Origin of the sequence: Alkalibacter saccharofermentans DSM 14828 (assembly GCF_900128885.1) — a bacterium.
GTDB classification, from domain to species: Bacteria; Bacillota; Clostridia; order Eubacteriales; family Alkalibacteraceae; genus Alkalibacter; species Alkalibacter saccharofermentans.
On record NZ_FQTU01000012.1, the window covers coordinates 32,527 to 53,653 of the forward strand.

Annotated in this window: 16 protein-coding genes; 14 read left to right on the forward strand and 2 right to left on the reverse strand. The window is 42.2% G+C overall.

Going from position 1 to position 21,127, the window contains the following annotated elements; all coding sequences use genetic code 11:
- Positions 1-87 precede the first annotated feature (87 nt).
- Entirely contained in the window at positions 88-567 is a 480-nt protein-coding gene (locus BUB93_RS08535) for a QueT transporter family protein (RefSeq protein ID WP_073271097.1), read from the forward strand.
- A gap of 22 nt (positions 568-589) precedes the next feature.
- On the opposite strand, the gene murC is transcribed toward BUB93_RS08535, so the two are convergent.
- On the reverse strand, positions 590-2,011 hold the full coding sequence (gene murC / locus BUB93_RS08540) for a UDP-N-acetylmuramate--L-alanine ligase (protein ID WP_073271099.1): 1,422 nt from the start codon (positions 2,009-2,011) through the stop codon (positions 590-592).
- 231 nt (positions 2,012-2,242) lie between these two features.
- On the opposite strand from murC, the gene purR reads away from it, so the two are divergent.
- From purR to BUB93_RS08600, 12 genes are all read left to right on the forward strand, one after another.
- On the forward strand, positions 2,243-3,064 hold the full coding sequence (gene purR / locus BUB93_RS08545) for a pur operon repressor (RefSeq protein ID WP_073271101.1): 822 nt from the start codon (positions 2,243-2,245) through the stop codon (positions 3,062-3,064).
- A 144-nt stretch (positions 3,065-3,208) separates the two neighbouring features.
- Positions 3,209-3,505 (forward strand): septation regulator SpoVG, encoded by a 297-nt coding sequence (gene spoVG / locus BUB93_RS08550; protein ID WP_073271102.1) that lies wholly within the window; start codon positions 3,209-3,211, stop codon positions 3,503-3,505.
- A 133-nt stretch (positions 3,506-3,638) separates the two neighbouring features.
- The gene (gene glmU / locus BUB93_RS08555) at positions 3,639-4,997 is read left to right on the forward strand and encodes a bifunctional UDP-N-acetylglucosamine diphosphorylase/glucosamine-1-phosphate N-acetyltransferase GlmU (protein ID WP_073271104.1); all 1,359 of its coding nucleotides are present in this window, start codon (positions 3,639-3,641) and stop codon (positions 4,995-4,997) included.
- Between the two features lie 34 nt (positions 4,998-5,031).
- Positions 5,032-5,979, forward strand: coding sequence for a ribose-phosphate diphosphokinase (locus BUB93_RS08560; RefSeq protein WP_073271106.1), 948 nt, complete (start codon positions 5,032-5,034; stop codon positions 5,977-5,979).
- A gap of 56 nt (positions 5,980-6,035) precedes the next feature.
- Positions 6,036-6,590, forward strand: a complete 555-nt coding sequence (gene pth, locus BUB93_RS08565; protein WP_073271108.1) for an aminoacyl-tRNA hydrolase — start codon at positions 6,036-6,038, stop codon at positions 6,588-6,590.
- A 62-nt stretch (positions 6,591-6,652) separates the two neighbouring features.
- A complete protein-coding gene (gene mfd / locus BUB93_RS08570; protein WP_159432074.1) occupies positions 6,653-10,150 on the forward strand; it encodes a transcription-repair coupling factor in 3,498 nt (1,165 codons plus the stop codon).
- Between the two features lie 37 nt (positions 10,151-10,187).
- Positions 10,188-11,657, forward strand: a complete 1,470-nt coding sequence (locus BUB93_RS08575) for a SurA N-terminal domain-containing protein (protein WP_242945450.1) — start codon at positions 10,188-10,190, stop codon at positions 11,655-11,657.
- Between the two features lie 14 nt (positions 11,658-11,671).
- Positions 11,672-12,619 carry a SurA N-terminal domain-containing protein gene (locus tag BUB93_RS08580; protein WP_073271111.1) on the forward strand — a complete coding sequence of 316 codons (948 nt, stop codon included), beginning with the start codon at positions 11,672-11,674 and terminating at the stop codon, positions 12,617-12,619.
- A gap of 122 nt (positions 12,620-12,741) precedes the next feature.
- Entirely contained in the window at positions 12,742-14,340 is a 1,599-nt protein-coding gene (locus tag BUB93_RS08585; protein WP_073271112.1) for a putative polysaccharide biosynthesis protein, read from the forward strand.
- Between the two features lies 1 nt (position 14,341).
- On the forward strand, positions 14,342-15,805 hold the full coding sequence (yabN, locus tag BUB93_RS08590) for a bifunctional methyltransferase/pyrophosphohydrolase YabN (protein ID WP_073271114.1): 1,464 nt from the start codon (positions 14,342-14,344) through the stop codon (positions 15,803-15,805).
- A gap of 80 nt (positions 15,806-15,885) precedes the next feature.
- Positions 15,886-16,161, forward strand: coding sequence for an HU family DNA-binding protein (locus BUB93_RS08595; RefSeq protein ID WP_073271116.1), 276 nt, complete (start codon positions 15,886-15,888; stop codon positions 16,159-16,161).
- A 53-nt stretch (positions 16,162-16,214) separates the two neighbouring features.
- Positions 16,215-16,463 carry an RNA-binding S4 domain-containing protein gene (locus BUB93_RS08600; RefSeq protein WP_073271118.1) on the forward strand — a complete coding sequence of 83 codons (249 nt, stop codon included), beginning with the start codon at positions 16,215-16,217 and terminating at the stop codon, positions 16,461-16,463.
- Here the strand turns inward: BUB93_RS08600 and BUB93_RS08605 are convergent.
- Entirely contained in the window at positions 16,460-17,143 is a 684-nt protein-coding gene (locus BUB93_RS08605) for an MBL fold metallo-hydrolase (RefSeq protein WP_084117162.1), read from the reverse strand. The two genes, BUB93_RS08600 and BUB93_RS08605, sit on opposite strands and share 4 nt — an antisense overlap.
- A 128-nt stretch (positions 17,144-17,271) precedes the next feature.
- On the opposite strand from BUB93_RS08605, the gene BUB93_RS08610 reads away from it, so the two are divergent.
- Positions 17,272-21,039, forward strand: coding sequence for a phosphoribosylformylglycinamidine synthase (locus BUB93_RS08610; protein ID WP_073271122.1), 3,768 nt, complete (start codon positions 17,272-17,274; stop codon positions 21,037-21,039).
- The last annotated feature ends 88 nt before the right edge of the window (positions 21,040-21,127 follow it).

Below are 21,127 nucleotides of genomic sequence, written 5' to 3' on the forward strand. Positions count from 1 at the left end.
GATTGAGAAACATCTAGAACTGTCGTATAATAGTAAATCGTGACAGTTCGCAATATCCTGTCAATAAAAAAAACTACGGAGGAAAAAATGAATAACAAAACGAATTTCTTGATGAAAGCGAGCATCATCGCCGCGCTTTACGCTACGTTGACTTTGATGCTTCCCTTTTTAAGTTATGGAGGGATGCAGGTAAGGTTTTCTGAAGCTCTTACAGTGTTGCCATACTTTACTACTGCTGCCATTCCCGGGTTGTTTGCCGGATGCCTTTTGGCAAACTTCTTTGGAAGCCCATTAGGAATGCTTGATGTGGTATTGGGAAGCCTCACTACCCTAATAGCCGCTTGGATGGCATCAAAGATCAAAAACAAAAAATTGGTGCCTTTGCCATCTGTTATATTAAACGCATTGGTAATCCCCTATGTGCTTTATAAGGCTTTTGGAATACCTTACTTGCCTTCAGTGCTATGGGTGGGATTAGGCCAGACAATCGCGGTATACGGCATCGGATATCCTTTGCTCTTATTCATAGACAGAAACGACAAATTAAAAAGTCTCATAAAAAAATAAAACACCTCGAGGTGTTTTATTTTTATGGGTTTTCCGAGAATCTCTTAGTTAGCTTTTCCGCTATGTCATAGGCTACCTTGTTTATCGTTCCGGCTCCTGCTACCAGGATGAAATCTCCAGGTTTAGCCATTGAGGTTACATGATTTGAAATTTCATCAAAATCACTGATATGGATCGCTGAAGTTTGATGGTCTTTATTCAAGGCATCTGCAAGTTCACCGTTTTTTATGCCCCATTTGTTTTTTTCTCTTGCTGCATAGATGTCGCTGACTATTACATAGTCCGCGTCTTTAAGTGCACCGGTAAGCTCGTCAAAGAAGTGGTGGGTTCTTGAAAAGGTATGGGGTTGGAATACTACTATCAAGCGGTCAGCGTCGTAATTCCTGCATGCGTCTATAGTAACCTTCAGTTCCGTAGGATGGTGGGCGTAATCCTCTACTACGGTGATGTCGTTTATTCGACCTCTAAACTCAAATCGCCTTCCAGCGCCAGTGAAGGTTTTTAGGCTCTCCGAAAGCATCTTTGCAGGAATGCCGCAGATATCTGCGCAGGCAATCGCCGCAAGTGAGTTCATAACGTTATGCTCGCCGGGAATAGAAAGGGTGAATCTGTGTAAAAGAACTCCTTTTTTATATACGTCAAAAGATGGCTTGCCGTTGGCGTCATAGGAAATGTTTGTCGCTTGGTATTCGTTGTTTTCATTTAGACCGGTTGTAACGACTGTGCACTCTAGGGCGTGGCAAATATCGAGGATGTCTTTGCTGTCTCCGTTTGCGATTAGATATCCATCCTTAGGGATAATACTCGCGAATTTTTTAAAGGAATCTTTCACCTGGTCTAAGTTTTTGAAGTAGTCCACATGATCTAGCTCGATGTTTAATATTATGCCGATTTTGTGTCTCGATCTCAGAAAACTGTCCACATATTCACAGGCTTCTGTTACGAAATAATCGCTTTTTCCCACTCTGTAGTTGCCCTGTAGTGCTGGAACAACTCCACCTACGCTGACTGTAGGGTCGAGTCCAGACAAATAGAATATTGATGCGATGAGAGAAGATGTGGTCGTTTTTCCGTGGGTTCCCGCAACTGCGATGGTCTTGCCGAAGGCTTCAGTCATTATCCCCAAAAATTCGCTTCTTTCAAGCATGGGGATTCCCAGTTCTTGCGCTTTTTTTAGTTCTGGATTCTCGCTGTCGATGGCTGCTGTGTAGACAATCAGGCTGCAGTCGTCATCTATGTTTTCAGCGCTATGACCAATGGAGACCTTTGCGCCTGAGGATAAGAGCTTGTCAGTATAAGATGAGCTTTGCATGTCCGAGCCGGTCGCATTTATGCCGTTTTCTATGAGTATGGACGCAAGGCCGCTCATGCTAGAGCCTCCTATGCCTACAAAATGGACTCTGTCTAAATGTATTGAAAGGATTTTTTCGAGTTCTCGCTTCAAATTAATTTACCTCGCTTGTTTTCTAATAGTGGATGTTTGATTGTATTTTACATCTGAAAATATTATAACACATAGGTGGTGATTTTAATCTTTGAGTATGAAAATAAATCAATATTTGAAAAATGTTAAATATACGTTGAATTTTAGGGTAAATATGAATAAAATTAAAAATGTAAGTGTTAATATTCGTGTTTTATTAATGCGACAAATCGATATATAAGAGGTGCAAAATTGGAAAAATATAAACGAAACGAAAGGATTGGAGCTATCATCAAGATATTGGCAGACAATCCTAATAAGGTTATAACTTATAATTTCTTCAGCGAGAAATTTTCTGCAGCAAAATCGAGCATCAGTGAAGATGTCCTTGTAGTGAAGAAAATAATAGAAAATCTGGAAATGGGGAAAATTGAAACCGTCGCGGGTGCCGCCGGCGGAGTAAAGTATGTGCCTGTCATGTCGATAGAAGACACTGAAATGTTTCTTGAAGAAGTTTGCAGAAAGCTCATGGACAAAGAGCGGATAATTCCAGGAGGATTCTTGTACTATACGGATATTATTTACATGCCGGATATAGTAGACAAGCTGGGAAGGATAATCGCAAGCAGATATCTTCACGAAAAGATTGATTACGTCGTTACAATGGAGACCAAGGGCATACCGGTGGCTTTGATGACTGCTAAATACTTGAACCTTCCACTTGTCATAGTAAGAAGGCAAAGCAAGGTCACTGAGGGAACCACGGTTACCATAAATTACGTATCGGGAAGCAGTTCGAAAATAAGCACTATGTCTCTTTCAAAGAGGGCCATGAAAAAGGGAGCCAAAGTCGTAGTAGTCGATGACTTCATGAAGGGGGGAGGGACGGCGATGGGAATCGTCAACATGATGATGGAATTTGAAGCAGAGGTAAAAGGAATATCGGTGTTGCTTGCCATGAAAGATCCCGAGAAGAAATTGGTGGAGAAATTTCACCCATTGTTGATGATAGAAAGACTCGACCCAATGGATGGAGAGGTAAATATTTATCCATTTGACAGAATAAAGAAATAAACATAGGTAAAGAAGGATGAAAATTAAAAAAAACTAATTTTTTTTAAAAAAGTACTAAAAAAAAAAGGAAATTTCCTATATAATAGATAATACAACAGTATCAATGTCTATCAATGTCTTATAACTAAGGGGGAGGCTAAAAAGATGCAAATCACAGATGTAAGAGTTAGAAAGATCTCAAAGGAAGGCAAGATGAAAGCGATTGTATCAGTGACCTTTGACGATCAGTTTGTCGTTCACGATATTAAAATCATCGAGGGACAGAACGGTTTGTTCATTGCAATGCCAAGCAGAAAGACTCCGGACGGAGAATTCAAGGACATAGCTCATCCAATCAACATGGATACCAGAACTCAAATCCAGGATTCGGTTCTTGAAAAATACACAGCAGTTTTAGAAGAACAAGATGACATTGATGAAGAGAGTGAAATTTTAGAATAATCATAGAATAAAGGGATTGAGCAATCCCTTTTTTTATTTACCTGTTTTTCAGGGTAATTTGATGTATACAAAAACCAAATTAAAGAATATAATAATAATGCGAGTACTATGAACTTTTATGGAGGTGCGTGCAATGGGAAATACAATAGCATTGATTTTAGCCGCAGGAAAAGGCACTAGGATGAAATCTGAAATTCCAAAGGTGCTTCACAAGGTTGCGGGCAAATATATGATTCAGCATGTTATAGATAGCTGCCGGAAAGCACGGGCAGATCAAATATACGCAATCGTAGGCCACAAAAAAGAGCTTATTAAAGAGGCTCTTGGAGAACAAATAAAATATATCAGCCAAGACAAACAGCTGGGGACGGGACATGCTGTGATGATCGCAGCGGACAATCTTCCAAATGACGATACGAACGTATTGGTACTGGTAGGAGACGCCCCTCTAATAAGCGGTGTGACCTTGTCTGAGCTAATCAAAAGCCACGAAGAAGGGAAGAGAAGCGCCACAGTTCTTGCCGCGGCGATGGATAACCCCCAGGGATACGGCAGGATCATAAAAGATGGAACAGGAAACTTGAAAAAAATTGTTGAGCAAAAGGACGCAACATCAGAAGAGCTGCAGGTAAATGAGATAAACTCCGGCATGTACTGCTTTAAAAGCGATGACCTTATCATGGCCTTGGAAAAACTTGACAACGACAACGCCCAAGGAGAGTACTATCTAACGGATGTCATCGAGATCATGAACGATGCTGGCTTGAAAACCGGCACATGGACGACGGATGAAGAAGACATAAAGGCTGTTAACTCCAGGGTAGAGCTCGCGCAGGTTGAAAAAATAATGAGAAGGATCATAAATGAAAAGCATATGGACAACGGCGTTACGTTTATAGATCCTGAAAGCACATATATACATGAAGAAGTTATAATAGGCAGCGACACAGTGGTTTATCCCGGGTGCATAATAGAAGGTGCTACTCGTATAGGCTCGGGGTGTGAGATATTGGAAAATACCAAAATTCTCGATTGCATCATAGGAGACGGCGTCAGAATACAAAGCTCTACGTTGGCTGAAAGCAAAGTTGGAGACCACACCAAGATAGGGCCTTATGCATATGTCAGGCCGGGATGTGAAATCGGAAAAAACGCCAAGATTGGGGATTTTGTTGAATTTAAAAACGTGAAATTCGGAGATGGATCAAAGGCGTCCCACTTGACTTACGTCGGAGACGGTATCGTAGGGGAAAATGTAAATCTGGGCTGTGGCGTCGTGTTTGTAAACTATGACGGAAAGAAAAAGCATCTTACGGTAGTGGAGGACGATGCTTTCATAGGCTGTAATACTAACCTTATAGCTCCCGTTACAGTTAAGCGGGGCTCATACATAGCGGCAGGCTCCACAATAACGGATACCGTTCCCGAAGATAGCTTGGCCATAGCGCGTTGCAGGCAGGTAAATAAAGAAGGCTATTTATTAAATAAATAGCCACATAGATATAATTTAGGAGGAGAAAGAATAAATGGATGGTAAGTTTCAAGAAATGAAGATCATCGCTGGGAATTCCAACATTCAACTGGCAAAGGAGATTGCTGATATACTTGGCATACCTTTGACAGACTCTACAGTTGGAGCCTTCAGCGATGGTGAAATCTCGGTAAATGTCAACGAAACTGTCAGGGGATCGGACGTATTTGTAATTCAGTCCACGTCTTATCCGGTAAACAGAAACTTGATGGAGCTTTTGATCATCATAGACGCAATGAAGAGAGCTTCAGCAGGAAGAATCAATGCAGTCATCCCTTATTACGGGTATGGAAGGCAGGACAGAAAAGCAAAGTCCAGGGACCCCATAACGGCCAAACTTGTTGCTGATCTTATAACGGTTGCGGGTGCTGACAGGGTAATAACAATGGATCTTCATGCAACCCAGATTCAAGGATTTTTCGATATGCCTGTGGATCACATGCTAGGGCTGCCCATAATCGCTGAGTATTATAGGTCCTTGAACATGGAAGACATGGTTGTGGTATCCCCAGATGCTGGCAGCGTGCCTAGATCTAGAAAACTCGCTGAGCTTTTAGAAGCACCACTGGCCATTATCGATAAAAGAAGGCCGAAAGCCAACGTATCAGAGGTTATGAATATAATTGGCGATATAAAGGATAAAAATTGCATACTGGCTGATGACATGATAGATACTGCGGGAACAATCTGCAACGGAGCCAACGCATTGGCTAAAATGGGGGCGAAAAATGTTTATGCGGCATGTACCCATGCTGTATTGTCAGGCCCTGCGGTGGAAAGGATAGAGCAGTCTGCCATTAAGGAACTCGTTGCTCTTAACACTATCGACATCCCAAAGGAAAAATGTTTGGACAAATACAAGATTTTGTCGGCAGGACCGATTTTCGCAAATGCAATTGAAAGAGTTCACAATGGAGAATCTCTAAGCTCATTGTTTGACTAAATACTTAAGAGACAAGGCTTCTTGTCTCTTAATTTCTGTTTGAAGTTGGTGAAGATATGAAAGTGATAATAGGGCTGGGAAACCCGGAAAGAAAATATGACCTAACCAGGCACAATATAGGCTTTGAGCTTATAGATTACCTGGGGGACAAGCACAAGGTGTCCTTTAAATCAAAGCATAGGGCGTTGATGGGAGAGTTTAGGCATGCAGGAGAAAAAGTGCTGTTAGTCAAGCCGCAGACCTATATGAACCTAAGCGGAGAGTGCGTCAAGGAAATCATGGACTATTATGGTCTGGACACGGAGGATCTGCTTGTGGCCTACGACGACATAGATTTGGAACCCGGCAAGATAAGGCTTAGGCCAAAAGGAAGCGCAGGGACACACAATGGGATGCGCTCAATAATAAATCATGTGCAAAGTGACGACATTCCCCGACTCAGAATCGGTATTGGGAAACCTGAATTTGGGGATTTGGCTGCCTATGTTCTAGGGAGGTTCTCAGGTGAAGAAAAGGAACTTATGAAAAAAGCCGTTGTAGAGGCTGCGAAAGCTGTGGAATCCTATGTGGAGAAGGATGTCCATGCGGCGATGAACCTCTATAACAGATAAATATAATAATGACTATACCGCCCGGATTTAGGTCCGGGCCGATGCGTCGTGGAGGGATAATTTTGAAGGATCAAATTTTAAACACCGTAAAAAACACAACGACTATAAAAACTCTCCATAAACATTACAAAGAAGGCATAAAAAGAATAGGGGTATACAACTGCGAAGACTCCGTAAAATCTCTTATCATGGCGGCTTTATCTCACGATAAGAGAAATCATCTGTTTATATGCCCAAATGAAATGAAGGCAAGGCAATATACGGAGTTTATCAACAGTATCTCTAAGGATAAAGCTTTTTATTTGCCGCCGGAACCGTATCATTTCTTGTTTCTTGAAAATCGAAGCAGTGAGATAAGCGATGAAAGACTGGTTGTTTTAAATGAGATGGCCCATAAGAGAGGGAAGCTGATAGTCACAACCCCGGAATCTCTGATGAAAAAAATGATGACAAAGGAAGCTTTTAAAAAATCGAGGATTTCATTTAAGGTGGAAGAAAGGATAGAGGTGGAAAGCTTCCTGGAAACACTTGAAGCCTTAGGTTATGAAAGAGTCGAGCAGGTAGAAAAAAGCGGTGAATTTGCGGCCAGAGGCGGTATCGTGGATATCTTCGATCCTGTAAATCCAAGGCCTTTCAGAGTGGAGTTTTTTGACGATGAAATAGATTCCATTCGGATATTTGACGTGCAGGACCAAAAATCGGTGGAAAAAGTCGAAGGAATGAGGATAACTCCCGCCGGGGAGATCTTTTTTCCTAAGGAAATAAAGGACAAGCTGGCTAAAGATTGCGTCGAGTTCATGGAAGAATATTTGAAAAAGGCGCTTCACGACAAAGAGAGCAAGGCGAATTTCCGCGAGCTCATGGAGAAGATAAAGACAGGAACGTATAAAAATATCCAGTCCATAATTCCGTGGCATGAGGAAGTGCTGACCGATCTTACCGGTTGGTTCCACAAAGAAGACAGGATTTACCTAGACGATGCCGGTTCCTTTGCGGAAATCATCGACGAAATAAGAAGCCGGACTGAAGAAGAATTTTCAAACCTATTGGGAAAAGGGGAGGCAATACCTAAGAGTATCGAGGTGCTGCACAAGCCGGATGAGGTCATGAAAATATTGGAGGGTTTCAAGAGCATCGAATTTCAAAAGCTGCACAAGAGCTTCGGAAGATTTCCCGTAGATGTCGAAATCGATGCATCTTCCAGGGAGATATACTCTTTTTACGGTAAGATAGGAGCTTTGGCAGATCAAATAACTGATTGGTTCGCGAAGGATTATCACGTGTATGTTACCTACGAAACAAAAGATCAACTTGATGCTCTTAAGGAGATGCTAAATGGATATCAGATAGGCTTTAGTACAAGCCAAAAGGATTTTGAGCCTGATCATGGCAGCGTCAATATGCTCCGCTCTTCAATTAAGACGGGGTTTGAACTTTATAATGATAAATCAGTATGGCTTACATACAGCGAGATTTTCAAAAAAGAGACCAGGAAGAAAAAGGCGAAGAGGAAAAAGGGCAAAAAAATTGAAACCTTTACTCAGCTTAAGCTAGGAGATTACATTGTTCACGACACCCACGGAATAGGTGTTTACATGGGCATCGAACAGATTCCCATTGAGGGGATTAAAAAGGATTTTTTACATCTGAAATATGCAAAAGGCGACAAGCTCTATATACCCGTAGACCAGATGGAGGCAATACAGGTGTATATGAGCTTTGGAGACAAGGAGCCTAAGCTTAACCGCCTGGATAGCCAGGAGTGGAAAAAAGTAAAGGGCAATGCCAAGAAGTCCGTTGAGGAACTGGCCAGAGAACTGATGGAAATCTATGCTACAAGAATGAGCGTTAAAGGGCATAGATACCCCGGAGACAATGAGTGGATCAAGGAGTTTGAAGAGAAATTTCCCTATGAGGAGACAGAAGATCAGCTTAAAGCTATATCCGATGTCAAAAGGGACATGGAATCAGATACACCCATGGACAGGTTGATTTGCGGCGATGTAGGGTATGGTAAGACCGAAGTAGCTATAAGGGCGGCATTTAAGGCAGTGATGGACAGTAAGCAAGTAGCGGTGCTGGTGCCCACGACGGTATTGGCGCAGCAGCATTTTAACAACTTCGTACAGCGATTTTCGGACTACCCGATAAGAATTGAGATGTTGTCCAGGTTCAGGACCAAAACCCAGCAGGAACAAATCATCAAAGATATAAGGAAAAAAAGGGTGGATATAGTCATAGGAACCCACAGGCTGCTTTCTAAAGATGTGGTTGTTGATGACTTGGGGCTTTTGGTCATCGACGAAGAGCAAAGATTCGGAGTGAAGCACAAGGAAAAGATAAAGGCCCTCAAGAGCAATATAGATGTAATGACGCTGACTGCAACCCCTATACCGAGAACCCTGCATATGTCTTTGATAGGGGCTAGGGATATGAGCATCATCGATGAGCCGCCCCACAACAGAACGCCGGTGCAAACCTACGTAATGGAATACAACGAGGTTATTATCAAGGATGCGGTGGAAAGAGAGATCGCCCGAGGCGGTCAAGTTTACTACGTGTACAATCGAGTTAAAGGGATAGAGGGGATAGGATCAAAGATTTCTGAGATGGTTCCAAAGGCAAGAGTAGAAGTGGCTCATGGACAGATGGGAGAAACCAAGCTGGAAAACGTCATGATGGACTTTATAGACCACGAGTTTGACGTGCTCGTATGCACCACCATCATTGAATCCGGGCTGGACATAGGAAGAGCCAATACGATGATAATCGAAAATGCCGATCAAATGGGCTTATCTCAGCTTTATCAGTTAAGAGGCCGTGTTGGAAGAAGCGACAGACTGTCATTTGCGTACATTACCTATAAGAAGGACAAGACCTTAAACGAAGTCGCTGAGAAAAGATTAAAGGCCATCAAAGACTTCACTGATTTTGGATCGGGCTTTAAAATTGCGATGCGGGACTTGGAAATTCGTGGCGCAGGTAACATTTTGGGGCCTCAACAGTCCGGGCATTTGCTCTCTGTAGGTTATGATATGTATTGTAGGTTGCTCGAAGACGCTGTTAGTCAGCTTAAAGGGGAGACAAGAGAGGTAAAGGTGCAGACTGCCGTAGAGCTGAAGGCAGATGCTTACATCCCCGGATCTTACATTAAAAGCGAAAAGCAAAAGTACGAATTATACAAAAAGATCGCCGGCATAGATTCTATCCGGGATATGGATGAGATACAAGAAGAGGTCATTGATAGATACGGTGACATCCCCTATAGTGTCATGAATCTCATGAATATTGCTCTTGTCAAGAACACCGCATCCGCTTTGGGCATCATTTCCATTAAAGAGATAAGCGATAACATAAAGGTTGTTTTCGATGAGGACCACTACTTGTCTCCTATGGAGATTAAAGAAATAATTAAGACTGATAAGTTAAAATTTAATCCTGGCGAAATTCAGATGACCCTGATGCTGAAGAGCATGAAGGATGGCCGGAAGAATATAGCCATGATCGGAAATTTGCTAAATAAAATTCAGCGTTTAAAAAATGGCGCTCATCCGATATAATAAGTGGTATGACAAACGAGGAGAGGATAATTTGAAAATGGGTAAAAAGATTATTGTGGTTTTACTGGCTGCCCTAATGATTTTGGCGACAGCGGGATGCGGTCTGATACAGGTGGATACAGAAAAAGATATGGAAAGAGTAGTAATTGAACTGAAAGATGAGGAGATATTGAAAAGGGAGTTTAACAGCTACCTTACTTATCATAAGATGGTTTATGAATTAAACAGTTATACCTTGCCGGAAGGGGACGATCTAGACCTTTTAAAGGAAGATATCTTAAATACCATTTCGGAAATCAGAGTTCTAAAAAACAAAGCATTGGAGTTAGAGCTGGAAATAGATTCGGAAGGACTTGACGATGAGACCGGAAACTATTTAGACAGCTTTTTAGAAACAATGGGAGAAGATGGGTACGGCTCTTTTCTCGCAGAGAACCACATGGACGAGGAGTCTTTCGAGGAGTTTTTCAGATCCTATCTTGAGGATATAAGGTATGCAAATGCCGCGATTGAAAACTTCAACAGCGAACTCAACGAAAATAAAGAAGAAGAGCTGTCAAAAGTGGTTATGACTTTGGATGGCCAAGAGATCCTGAAGGACGAGTTTTACTATCACCTTTCCAAGCTGGAATTCGATTATTATGTCAGTATGGGCTCAGGTCTGCCTTCGGACCAGGAAAGCCTCACATTTATCTATGATGAGCTTCTCAGCAAGATATCCGAATCCAGGGTCATGTATAAGAAGGCTTTAGATGAAGGGGTGGAGGTTACTGAAGATGAGATTGGCAAAGAGGTGGAAAACCTGGAGGCTTATTTTGCCACATACTTCGATCAGGAGGCCTTGGAAGGATTTTTATCGGACTACTACCTAAGCTTGGATGACTACAATAGATTATTGAAAGAAGAGGCAGTCAGGATAGTCCACATAGAAAAGCTTCAGAAGCAGCTGGAAACGGGTATTGTCGTTACGTCGGATGAAATAAGCGAGTACTATGAAGATAAAAAATCAAGCTACGACACAAGCAGCATTTCCGCAAAACACATTTTGACAGAGTCTGAATCTTACGCTCGGGAATTGATGGATTCAATCAGTGACGCTGAAAGCTTTGAAGAAGCTTTTGAAAAAGCCCAGGATGATGAAAATGTAAGAGAGGCATCTGATCTTGGGGAATTCACTCATAACCAGATGGTTACCGAATTTGCAGATGCAGCATTTGCCCTTGGCAAAGGGGAGGTAATACAAGAGCCGGTTAAAAGCCAGTATGGCTATCACATTATTTACGTATATGACAAAAACGAGGTTGAAATCCCTACCTTGGAAGATAAAACCGATGAAATAAGACAAATCCTGATTGCGGGCAAAGTAACGGATGAGTATATGTCTCTCAAGGATCGGGCTATGGAAGATGCGGATATAAGCAAAGAAGAGGTTAAAGATCCATTTTTGACTTATCTTGAAGAGCTTAAGGAGGAGTATAAGGTTAAGACTTATCCCTCGAGATTATAATAAGTGGAGGAAGTATGAAAAAAACCTTGTTGACCATTATAATTCTTGCAGCATTTATCATCTCCGGCTGTCAGTCAGAGCCTAGTGTCTATGCGAGAATTGGCGAAAATGAGATATCAAAAGATTCCTTTGATCAATACATGTTACTAACTAAAATTAGCTACGACTTATCTCAAGCTGAGATGCCTCAGTCGGGTGAAGGCCTTGAAACCCTAAAGAAGAATATCCTCGACAATATGGTGGAGGGAGCAGTCCTTGTGGAAAGCGCTGGAAAACTAGGCATCGAAATTGACGAGGAACAAGCCTTGCAGGAGGCGGAATCATTGCTTGAGATGGTATTGGAAAGCTACGGAGAAGATGATTACCAAAAGCTCCTAGATGAATACAGAATCGACAGAAATGATTTCGAGGATTTTGTAAAGAAGCTTTCTGCAGACAATCAAATGATATACGCCCTTTACGAAAGGGTCACGGAAGGCGTTGAGGCATCTGAAGAGGAAGCCTACCGGCACTATGAAGAAAATATCCGGGTATACAACTACTCCACTGTGCATGCAAAAGGCTTTGTGTTTACCGCAAGCAATACCGGCGAGGAAGTGCAGGCGAAGCTTGAAAGCGATGAAATGAGCATGGACGAAGCCATCGAGGCTTACAGGGAAGATAAAAATGTTCTTTATGCGGATGACTTCGGACCTTTGTACTTTACAGATATGGCGGAAGATTTCGCGGAGGAACTATTCGATGCAGGCATAGGGGATTTTACCGGACTTGTTGAATCCGAAGGTCTGTATTACCTGGGTTACGTCTACTCAAGGGATGATATGGAGCCTGCAGCGTTTGAAGAAGTTGAGAGCACTGTATACGAGCGGGTGCTATCCTTAAAGAGAAACGAAGCATATGAGGAATTTTTCCTTCAGGAGAAAGAATCATATGAAATTGAAGTTTATTACGACAAACTTTAAAGAAACCGGAGATAAAATCTCCGGTTTTTCAACCTTTTCTTTACAAAGAGTCCCATAAGAAGTAAAATGTTTTATCGGGAAGTACATTAAACAGGCGCTTATGGCGTTTTTGGAGGAAAAACATGAGTCGTAGTTCTTATATAAGAGGTGCTGGGATAATTGCTATAGGAGGTATCATCGCAAAGCTCCTGGGACTGTTTTTTAAAATACCTATAGGTAGGATTCTAGACAGTTTCGGTTATGGATTGTATTATAATTCCTATAATATCTACAACCTGATGCTGACCATTTCGATAATAGGAGTTCCTGTGGCGATATCAAAGATGATAGCAGAAAGAGCTTCTGTCAAAAATTATTTGGGAGTAATGAATGTTTTTAAGATATCTATGCTTTTCATGCTCATAGTGGGGAGTGTAGCGTCGTTGACCCTGTTTTTGGGCGCAAACTTCATAATTAAAATAGCGGGGTGGGACGAGGGTACTTATTATGCTCTCCTTGGACTTGCTTTTGCCCCTTTCTTTGTGTCCTTGCTTTCAGGATTTAGAGGTTTTTTTCAAGGCATGCAGATGATGACGCCTACAGCAATATCTCAGATAATAGAGGCATTTGCAAGGGTGCTGCTTGGGATAGGGCTCTGCATTTATCTTACGAATAATTTCGGATATGCCGAAGGTGCAGGAGGTGCCTCTTCGGGAGCTTTGTTTGGAGCAGTGGCGGCATTTTTGTTTTTGATATTTGCCTGGTATTTATTCATAAAGGATTTCCGAAAGAAAGTGGAAAAAAGCAGCGGCAGGTTTGCGAAGGAATCCAACAGAAAGCTCGTAAAGAGGCTGCTGCAGATAGCGATACCTGTTACACTGACTTCTGCGGTGGTATCTCTGTTTGGAATCGTAAATTCATTTACGTACGTTTCAAGGCTGGCAAAGGCAGGATTTGATCTTAGACAGGCTACAATGATGTTTGGTGATTATGGACTTGCCCAGACGATGATAAACGTTCCCTTGACCTTCAGCACTGCGATGTCCATAACTCTGGTGCCTTCCATCAGCGAGTCCTTTGTTCTGAAAAACAAGGCCGCTATAAAGCACAAGACAGAACTGGGTCTTAGGATGATTCTATTAATAGCTTTGCCTTGTGCTGTGGGACTTTCTGTATTTTCCGAGGAGATATTCGCTCTGCTTTTTCCCAATAGCGCGTTCGGAGGAGGCATACTGAATTACTTTGCTTTTAGTACCGTTTTGATTATGTTTGCCAATACGCTACAGAGTATCCTTCAGGGAATGGACAAGTTCACATTGCCTCTAAAGCATTTGATACCGGGGCTCTTTGTGAATTTAGTGTTTAACTTCATCTTTGTATCCATCCCGGAAATTAATATTTACGGCCTGGTAATAAGCAATATGTCTGCCTATTTTGTGATTGGAGCTCTCAATTACAAGAGTGTAAGGAAGTATACGAACGTAAGGATAAACCCTGTCCAAACAGTGTTAAAACCTGTTGCGGCATCGGCGTTTATGGGTTTTTTCGGAATTTTGGCCTATGATTTCCTCAATAATTGGTTAAATAACGCCTTTTCGGTTTTAATTTCTATTTTTTTATGTATAATAATATATATGGTCAGCCTTATATCTATAAAAGGCCTAACGGAAGAAGAACTAGAGATGTTTCCTGGCCGCAACAGGTTGAGAAAATTTTTGGGGAAACTGGTTAGAAAGGGTTAACATGAAAAATACTATCTACATAGTCGGTCTAGGGCCCGGAGGTCTAGGGCAAATGACCCTTGAAACATATAAAATAATCAAAAACAGCAAAAACCTTTATCTAAGGACTGTAAAGCATCCAGCCGCCGAAGAGCTTGCTGGGGAAGGGGTAAAATTCGAAACCTTTGACAGCTTCTATGAAAAATGTGACAGCTTCGAAGAAGTTTACAAAGCTATAGCTGTTGAATTGTCAAATGTCTGCGTAAATAACCATCAAACGGTGTATGCGGTGCCTGGGCATCCTTGCTTTGCTGAAAAAAGTGTTGAAATACTCCTTGAAATGTTAGATAATGAACAAGACAAAGTCGAGGTTAAAGTAGTGTCGGCCTTGAGTTTCCTGGATTCCATGGCGGCGTCGCTTCGCATAGACCCTATATACGGCCTTTATGTCGTGGATGCACTTTCCATAAATGCCAAAGCATTTGAAACTCATTCCGGCATCATCGTAACTCAAGTATACAATAATTTTGTGGCCTCCGAGTTAAAGTTGTTTTTGATGGATAGTCATTATCCCCAAGACAAGGAAGTTTTCCTCGTTCACAAGGCAGGGATAATAGGTGAAAAGATTGAAAAGGTCAAGCTTTATGAAATCGATAGATCTGAAGATATCGACTACCTGACGAGTCTCTATATACCTCCTGAAAAGGCGAAAAATCCAAGGAGCATGGAATTGCTGCTTGAAACCATGGAAAGACTTAGGAGCGAAGATGGTTGTCCCTGGGACAGAGAGCAGACATTCGCTTCTCTGAGAAAGTATATCATCGAAGAAGCCTATGAAGTGGTTGATGCCATAGAACGGGATGATATCGATGATATCTGCGAAGAGTTGGGTGATTTGTTGCTGCAGGTCGTATTTGTAAGTCAGATTGCAAAAGAAGAACATCTCTTTGACCTGGGTGAAGTTGTGGAGTCCATAAATGCAAAGCTTGTCAACAGGCATCCCCACGTTTTTGGCAACGAAAGCAGAGAAGAATTTTCTATGGAAGTTTGGGAAAAGATAAAGCGGGAGGAAAAGGGATATGAGAAGGTGTCTGAACAAATGGACAATCTCCCCAATAGCTTTCCGGTGTATCTGAGGGCTGAGAAGGCTCAAAAAAAAGCGTCTCTAACAGGCTTTGACTGGGAAGATCCTACAGATGCTCTTGCAAAGGTCAGAGAAGAAGCGGAAGAACTTGAAAAGGCGCTTCTTGAAGATGACAAGAAAAAAATCGATGAAGAGTCAGGAGATCTATTGTTTGCCGTGATCAATGTTTTGAGACTGGCCAAAGTGGACTTCAGAGAGTCTCTGCAGGGGGCGACTGACAAATTTATTCGAAGGTACAAGCACGTTGAAGCTCAGGTTTCAAAGAAAGGGATGCTCATGAAGGAGTTGAGCCTAGATGAGCTTGACTTCTACTGGAAAGATGCCAAGGAAAAAGGGCTTTGAATGAAGGGATAAATATTTTCTTGATTTCCAAGAAAATATCTCAATTATAAATTTATTATAAGAAATCAGGAGGGTGAAAAATGAACAAAGCTGAATTAATTGCTGCAATGACTGAAAAGACGGATATTGCTAAAAAAGACTGCGAAAAGGCGTTGAATGCATTTATCGATGTTGTGACCGAAGAGTTGCAAAAAGGAGATAAAGTATCCTTGGTAGGTTTTGGAACCTTTGACGTTAGAGAAAGAGCTGAAAGAAAAGGAAGAAATCCGAAGACTATGGAAGAATTGATAATTCCTGCTTCCAAAGCACCAGGATTTAAAGCGGGAAAAGCTTTAAAAGATTCAATTAACAAGTAATTTTTCTTCGGGACTTTATAGTCCCGTTTTTTTTTAAAAAATTGAGGTGACATATGAGACTTGATAAATATCTAAAAACCAGCAGGCTTATCAAGCGCAGGACTCTTGCAAAAGAAGCTTGTGACAAAGGAAAGATAACGGTCAATGGAAATGCGGCAAAAGCCGGAACGGATATTAAGGTCGGTGACGAAATCGCCATCACATTGGGTGCGAGAACAATGACTGTTGTTGTGGAGAGCCTGACTGAACATGTTAAAAAGGAAGAAGCCCAAAATATGTACAAAGTTAAAGAGCAGCCTTAAGGCTGCTCTTTAAATATAATCTGATTTTTCCCTGACGGAGTCAACAATACGGTATCGTTAAGTGAAATTTTCTTATCGAGGTCATTGTAGTAGCCGTAATCTCCAAAGGAATGCATGGGTACTAGATGCTCTGGTGAAAGGGTTTTTATAAAATAGTCGGCGGCAAGCAAGCCGAATTCCTCGAGCCTTGGGTCTACGGGAACAAAAGCAAAATCGATTTCAAGACCTCGGATTTTTTCGAGTTCGTTTTTAAAATCAGATTCCTCTGCAGCAAGCTCGTCTTCCTTCATTCTCTTCCAGTGCCACCAGTTTAGATCTCCGCTGTGGAAATAGCTTTTGCCATCCAGCCTTAGGTAAAAGGAAACGCCCCTGTCAGTGCTTCCGAAAGCCTTTATGTATAAAGCACCTAGTGTGACTTCATCATATGGATTCATGATCCATATCCGATTTGTTGAAATTCTGTCTTCGATGTCATAACCTAGTATGTAGGTGGTATGGTAGTTAGATAGCTTCCTTGCGATATCGGGTGAAAAGTGGTCCTTGTGGCTATGACTAGCAAAAAAGACTATGTCCTTGTCCTTGATCTCTTCTAAGTCCGGTTCTTCAATACAGTCGAATAGCAAGGCATACTTTTCGTGGACGACCAAAAAACCGCTGTGGGCCAAATGTCTTATGTACATTATATCCCTCCTCATGTACAATTATATCAAAAGGACATGGAAATAAAAATACGGATATTAATAAAAAACTTGAAAAAAATGTTCGCATAATTTAATATGTAAATAGAAAAAATAAAAGGTGGTTGAACATGAACAAAGAGATTCGAAGAGTATTCGTAGAGAAAAAGGAAGGCTTCAATGTTGAAGGTCTTCATCTATTGAAAGAATTTAAAGAAACTTTGGAAATTCAAAGCCTGGTTGATGTGAGGGTTATAAATAGATACGATATAAGCCTTGAGGATTTTGACCAATTCGAGATGATTAAAAAGACAGTGCTCGCAGAGCCTAATGCCGATGATATATGGGAAGGAGATTTTGTCCTCGAAGATGGGGAAAGGGTCATTCCTGTTGAGTATTTGCCTGGACAGTATGATCAAAGGGCAGATTGGGCGTCTCAGGGAATCAGGATAATAACTCACGGGCAGGATGTAAGGCTCAAGGTCGCAAAGCTTATTGTCCTTAAAGGAGATATAACTGAGATGGATTTCGATCTCATCAAGGATTACCTGATAAACCCTGTTGACTCAAGAGAGGCTTCTCTTTCCATGCCTAAATCCCTTGAGGACGAGTCTGTTGAAGTCGCCGATGTGGAAGTGGTAGAGGGCTTTGTGGAATTAAGCAGAGAAGAGCTGCTTAGGTACAAGTCTAAGAAGGGCTTTGCAATGAGCGATGACGATATACTTTTCGTGCAGGAATACTATAAAAAAGACGAGGATAGAAATCCGACGATAACAGAGCTTAAGGTTATCGACACATATTGGTCGGATCACTGCAGACATACCACTTTTTTAACGGAGATAACAGATGTTGAGATAGAAGAAGGAGTATACTCCGAAGATGTGAAGGGTGCTTACAAAGACTACCTGGATACGAGAAAAATGATTTATGGAGATCAAAATAGACCTGTGACCCTTATGGACATGGCCGTCATCAACATGAAGCTGGAGAGGAAAAACGGAAATTTGAAGGATCTCGATCAATCGGAAGAGATCAATGCCTGTAGCGTGAACATAGATGTGGATATTGACGGAAAAGACGAGAAGTGGCTTTTAATGTTTAAAAACGAAACACATAACCACCCTACTGAAATAGAGCCTTTCGGTGGAGCTGCGACCTGTCTGGGAGGGGCAATTAGGGATCCATTGTCCGGAAGAAGCTATGTATACCAGTCCATGCGAGTGACGGGAGCTGCTGACCCTAGAAAGCCGATAAAAGAGACGATGAACGGGAAGCTGCCCCAAAGAAAAATCTCCAAGGAAGCGGCTAGAGGATTCAGCTCCTACGGGAATCAAATCGGCTTGGCTACAGGACAAGTTACTGAGATTTACGACGAAGGTTACGTTGCTAAGAGAATGGAAATAGGTGCCGTTATTGGTGCTGCGCCAAAAGAAAATGTTGTAAGAGAAGTGCCGGTGGTGGGGGATGTCATACTGCTCATCGGCGGAAGAACGGGAAGGGATGGCTGCGGAGGAGCTACGGGATCCTCGAAGGTTCATACAGAGGAATCTATTTTAAGCTGTGGGGCAGAAGTGCAAAAGGGTAATCCCCCAGAAGAGAGAAAGATTCAAAGATTGTTCAGAAATCCCAAAGTTTCAAAGATGATAAAAAGGTGTAATGACTTCGGTGCCGGAGGAGTATCTGTTGCTATAGGTGAGCTTGCTGACAGCCTGGAAATAGATCTTGACAAGGTGTCAAAAAAATATGAAGGTCTTGATGGGACGGAGCTTGCCATTTCAGAGTCTCAGGAAAGAATGGCAGTAGTAGTTGATAAGAAAGACGTTGATAAATTCTTAAATTATGCCAATGAGGAAAACATTGAGGGCACTGCAGTTGCCAGGGTTACCGATACTGGCCGCTTGGTCATGAAGTGGAGAGGCAAGGCGATTTTGGATCTTAGCCGTGACTTCTTGAATTCCAACGGTGCAAAGCAGTATGCTAAGGTACTGGTAAAATCTCCGGTTAAATCAGGTTGCTTTGAGAAGAGGAAGGCTTCGGGAGGAAATCTTAAAGAGGATTTTGTCCAAACCTTCAGGGATTTAAATGTCTGCTCTCAGCAGGGGTTGTCTGAAATATTCGACTCCACTATTGGAGCGGGTACTGTAGTTATGCCTTTTGGAGGAAAGAAGATGGTAACGCCCCCTGAAGGCATGGTAGGGAAAATCCCCATTGAGAAGGGGGATACCTCAACTTGCAGCCTTATGAGTTTTGGATATCAACCTGAAATTTTCAAATGGAGCCCATTTCATGGCGGTATGTACTCCGTTGTTGAATCCGTAGCCAAGATGGTTGCTATGGGTGGAGATGTCGAGAAGATAAGGTTCAGCTTTCAAGAGTACTTTGAAAGACTTGGTGAGGATCCGATACGATGGGGTAAACCCTTTAGCGCCCTCCTTGGGGCATATCAGGCGCAAAAGTCATTTTCTCTTGCGGCCATCGGCGGCAAGGACAGTATGTCCGGAAGCTTCAACGAAATAGATGTTCCACCCACGCTTGTAAGTTTTGCAGTTGCCTCCGACAAGGTGGAAAATATAATCACTCCGGAATTTAAAAACATAGGTTCCAAAGTGTACCTCTTAGAGGTGGCAAGGGATGATAAACAAGTGCCTGATTTCGTGGAGCTTAAAAAACTTTATAAAAAAATCAAAAATCTGATAGACGGCAAAGTGATAGCAGCTGCAAAAGCTCTGGGAAAAGGCGGAATGGCAGAAGCCATAGGAAAGATGGCCTTTGGAAACAATATAGGATTTGAGCTTGCTGGCGACATTGCCGAAGAGAAGATCTTTGAGCTAAATATCGGGGCGATGCTCATAGAGGTTCCTAAGGAATCGGTGCCTCGCTTTGAAACAACCATGGAAGACAGCAAAGCGATTTGTGCTGGATTTACAGTTGACAGCGGCAAGGTTGTATTGAAAGGTTCATCGGTAAAGATTGAGGAGCTGCTTGAAGTTTGGAAAAAGCCCTTGTCCAATATTTTCCCCGAAACGGAGGAAAAAGAGCTTGAGATAAAGGCTGTTGCCTGGGACAAAGGTCCTGTAGCTAAGGCAGGGACAAAGATTGCAAAACCAAGAGTTCTTATTCCCGTATTCCCGGGAACCAACTGTGAATACGACACTGCGAGGGTTTTTGAAAAAGCGGGAGCTCAGGTTGATACATTTGTGTTCAGGAACTTGACGGCCGCTGATATAGACAAATCCCTTGATGAGTTGATCAAAAGGATTGATAATTCCCAGATACTTATGTTCCCAGGGGGGTTCAGTGCAGGAGACGAACCAGACGGGTCTGGAAAGTTCATAGCGACAATTTTCAGAAACGGTTACGTAAAAGACAGCGTCATGAACCTGCTAAATAACAGAGATGGCCTGATTCTAGGTATTTGCAACGGATTCCAGGCACTGATAAAACTGGGGCTCTTGCCTCATGGTGAAATCAGGGAGATTTCTCCAGAGGACCCGACGCTTACATTCAACCACATAGGACGTCACGTTTCTAAAATTGCAGCAACCAAGATAACTTCAAACCTTTCGCCCTGGTTCAGCCAGGTAGAAGTGGGTCAAATGCATATGGTGCCCATATCCCATGGAGAGGGAAGATTTGCGGCTAGCAGGGAAGTATTGCAGCAACTGGAAAAAAACGGTCAGATTGCGACTCAGTACGTGGATTTGAAGGGTGATATAGCTAGTGACGGCTTGTCCAATCCAAACGGATCAGAGTGGGCTGTGGAAGGAATAACAAGCCCTGACGGAAGGGTGCTGGGGAAGATGGGGCATTCGGAACGTATTGGAGAGGGTCTCTATAAGAATATACCGGGAGAAAAAGATCAAAAGATTTTTGAATCCGGCGTTAAATATTTCGGGTAATCACGAACATTATCTTGAGTATTGCTTTAATAGTACGGAAAAACCTTGATTTATTACTGTCTGTTTGCTATTATTAAGGTGAAGTACA

Bases quoted from the DNA above. Each gene is read 5' to 3' on its own strand.
- BUB93_RS08535 (WP_073271097.1), top strand. From the start codon at position 88: ATGAATAACAAAACGAATTTCTTGATGAAAGCGAGCATCATCGCCGCG.
- spoVG (WP_073271102.1), top strand. From the start codon at position 3,209: ATGCAAATCACAGATGTAAGAGTTAGAAAGATCTCAAAGGAAGGCAAG.
- glmU (WP_073271104.1), top strand. From the start codon at position 3,639: ATGGGAAATACAATAGCATTGATTTTAGCCGCAGGAAAAGGCACTAGG.
- BUB93_RS08560 (WP_073271106.1), top strand. From the start codon at position 5,032: ATGGATGGTAAGTTTCAAGAAATGAAGATCATCGCTGGGAATTCCAAC.
- pth (WP_073271108.1), top strand. From the start codon at position 6,036: ATGAAAGTGATAATAGGGCTGGGAAACCCGGAAAGAAAATATGACCTA.
- BUB93_RS08575 (WP_242945450.1), top strand. From the start codon at position 10,188: ATGGGTAAAAAGATTATTGTGGTTTTACTGGCTGCCCTAATGATTTTG.
- BUB93_RS08580 (WP_073271111.1), top strand. From the start codon at position 11,672: ATGAAAAAAACCTTGTTGACCATTATAATTCTTGCAGCATTTATCATC.
- BUB93_RS08585 (WP_073271112.1), top strand. From the start codon at position 12,742: ATGAGTCGTAGTTCTTATATAAGAGGTGCTGGGATAATTGCTATAGGA.
- yabN (WP_073271114.1), top strand. From the start codon at position 14,342: ATGAAAAATACTATCTACATAGTCGGTCTAGGGCCCGGAGGTCTAGGG.
- BUB93_RS08595 (WP_073271116.1), top strand. From the start codon at position 15,886: ATGAACAAAGCTGAATTAATTGCTGCAATGACTGAAAAGACGGATATT.
- BUB93_RS08600 (WP_073271118.1), top strand. From the start codon at position 16,215: ATGAGACTTGATAAATATCTAAAAACCAGCAGGCTTATCAAGCGCAGG.
- BUB93_RS08605 (WP_084117162.1), bottom strand. From the start codon at position 17,143: ATGTACATAAGACATTTGGCCCACAGCGGTTTTTTGGTCGTCCACGAA.
- BUB93_RS08610 (WP_073271122.1), top strand. From the start codon at position 17,272: ATGAACAAAGAGATTCGAAGAGTATTCGTAGAGAAAAAGGAAGGCTTC.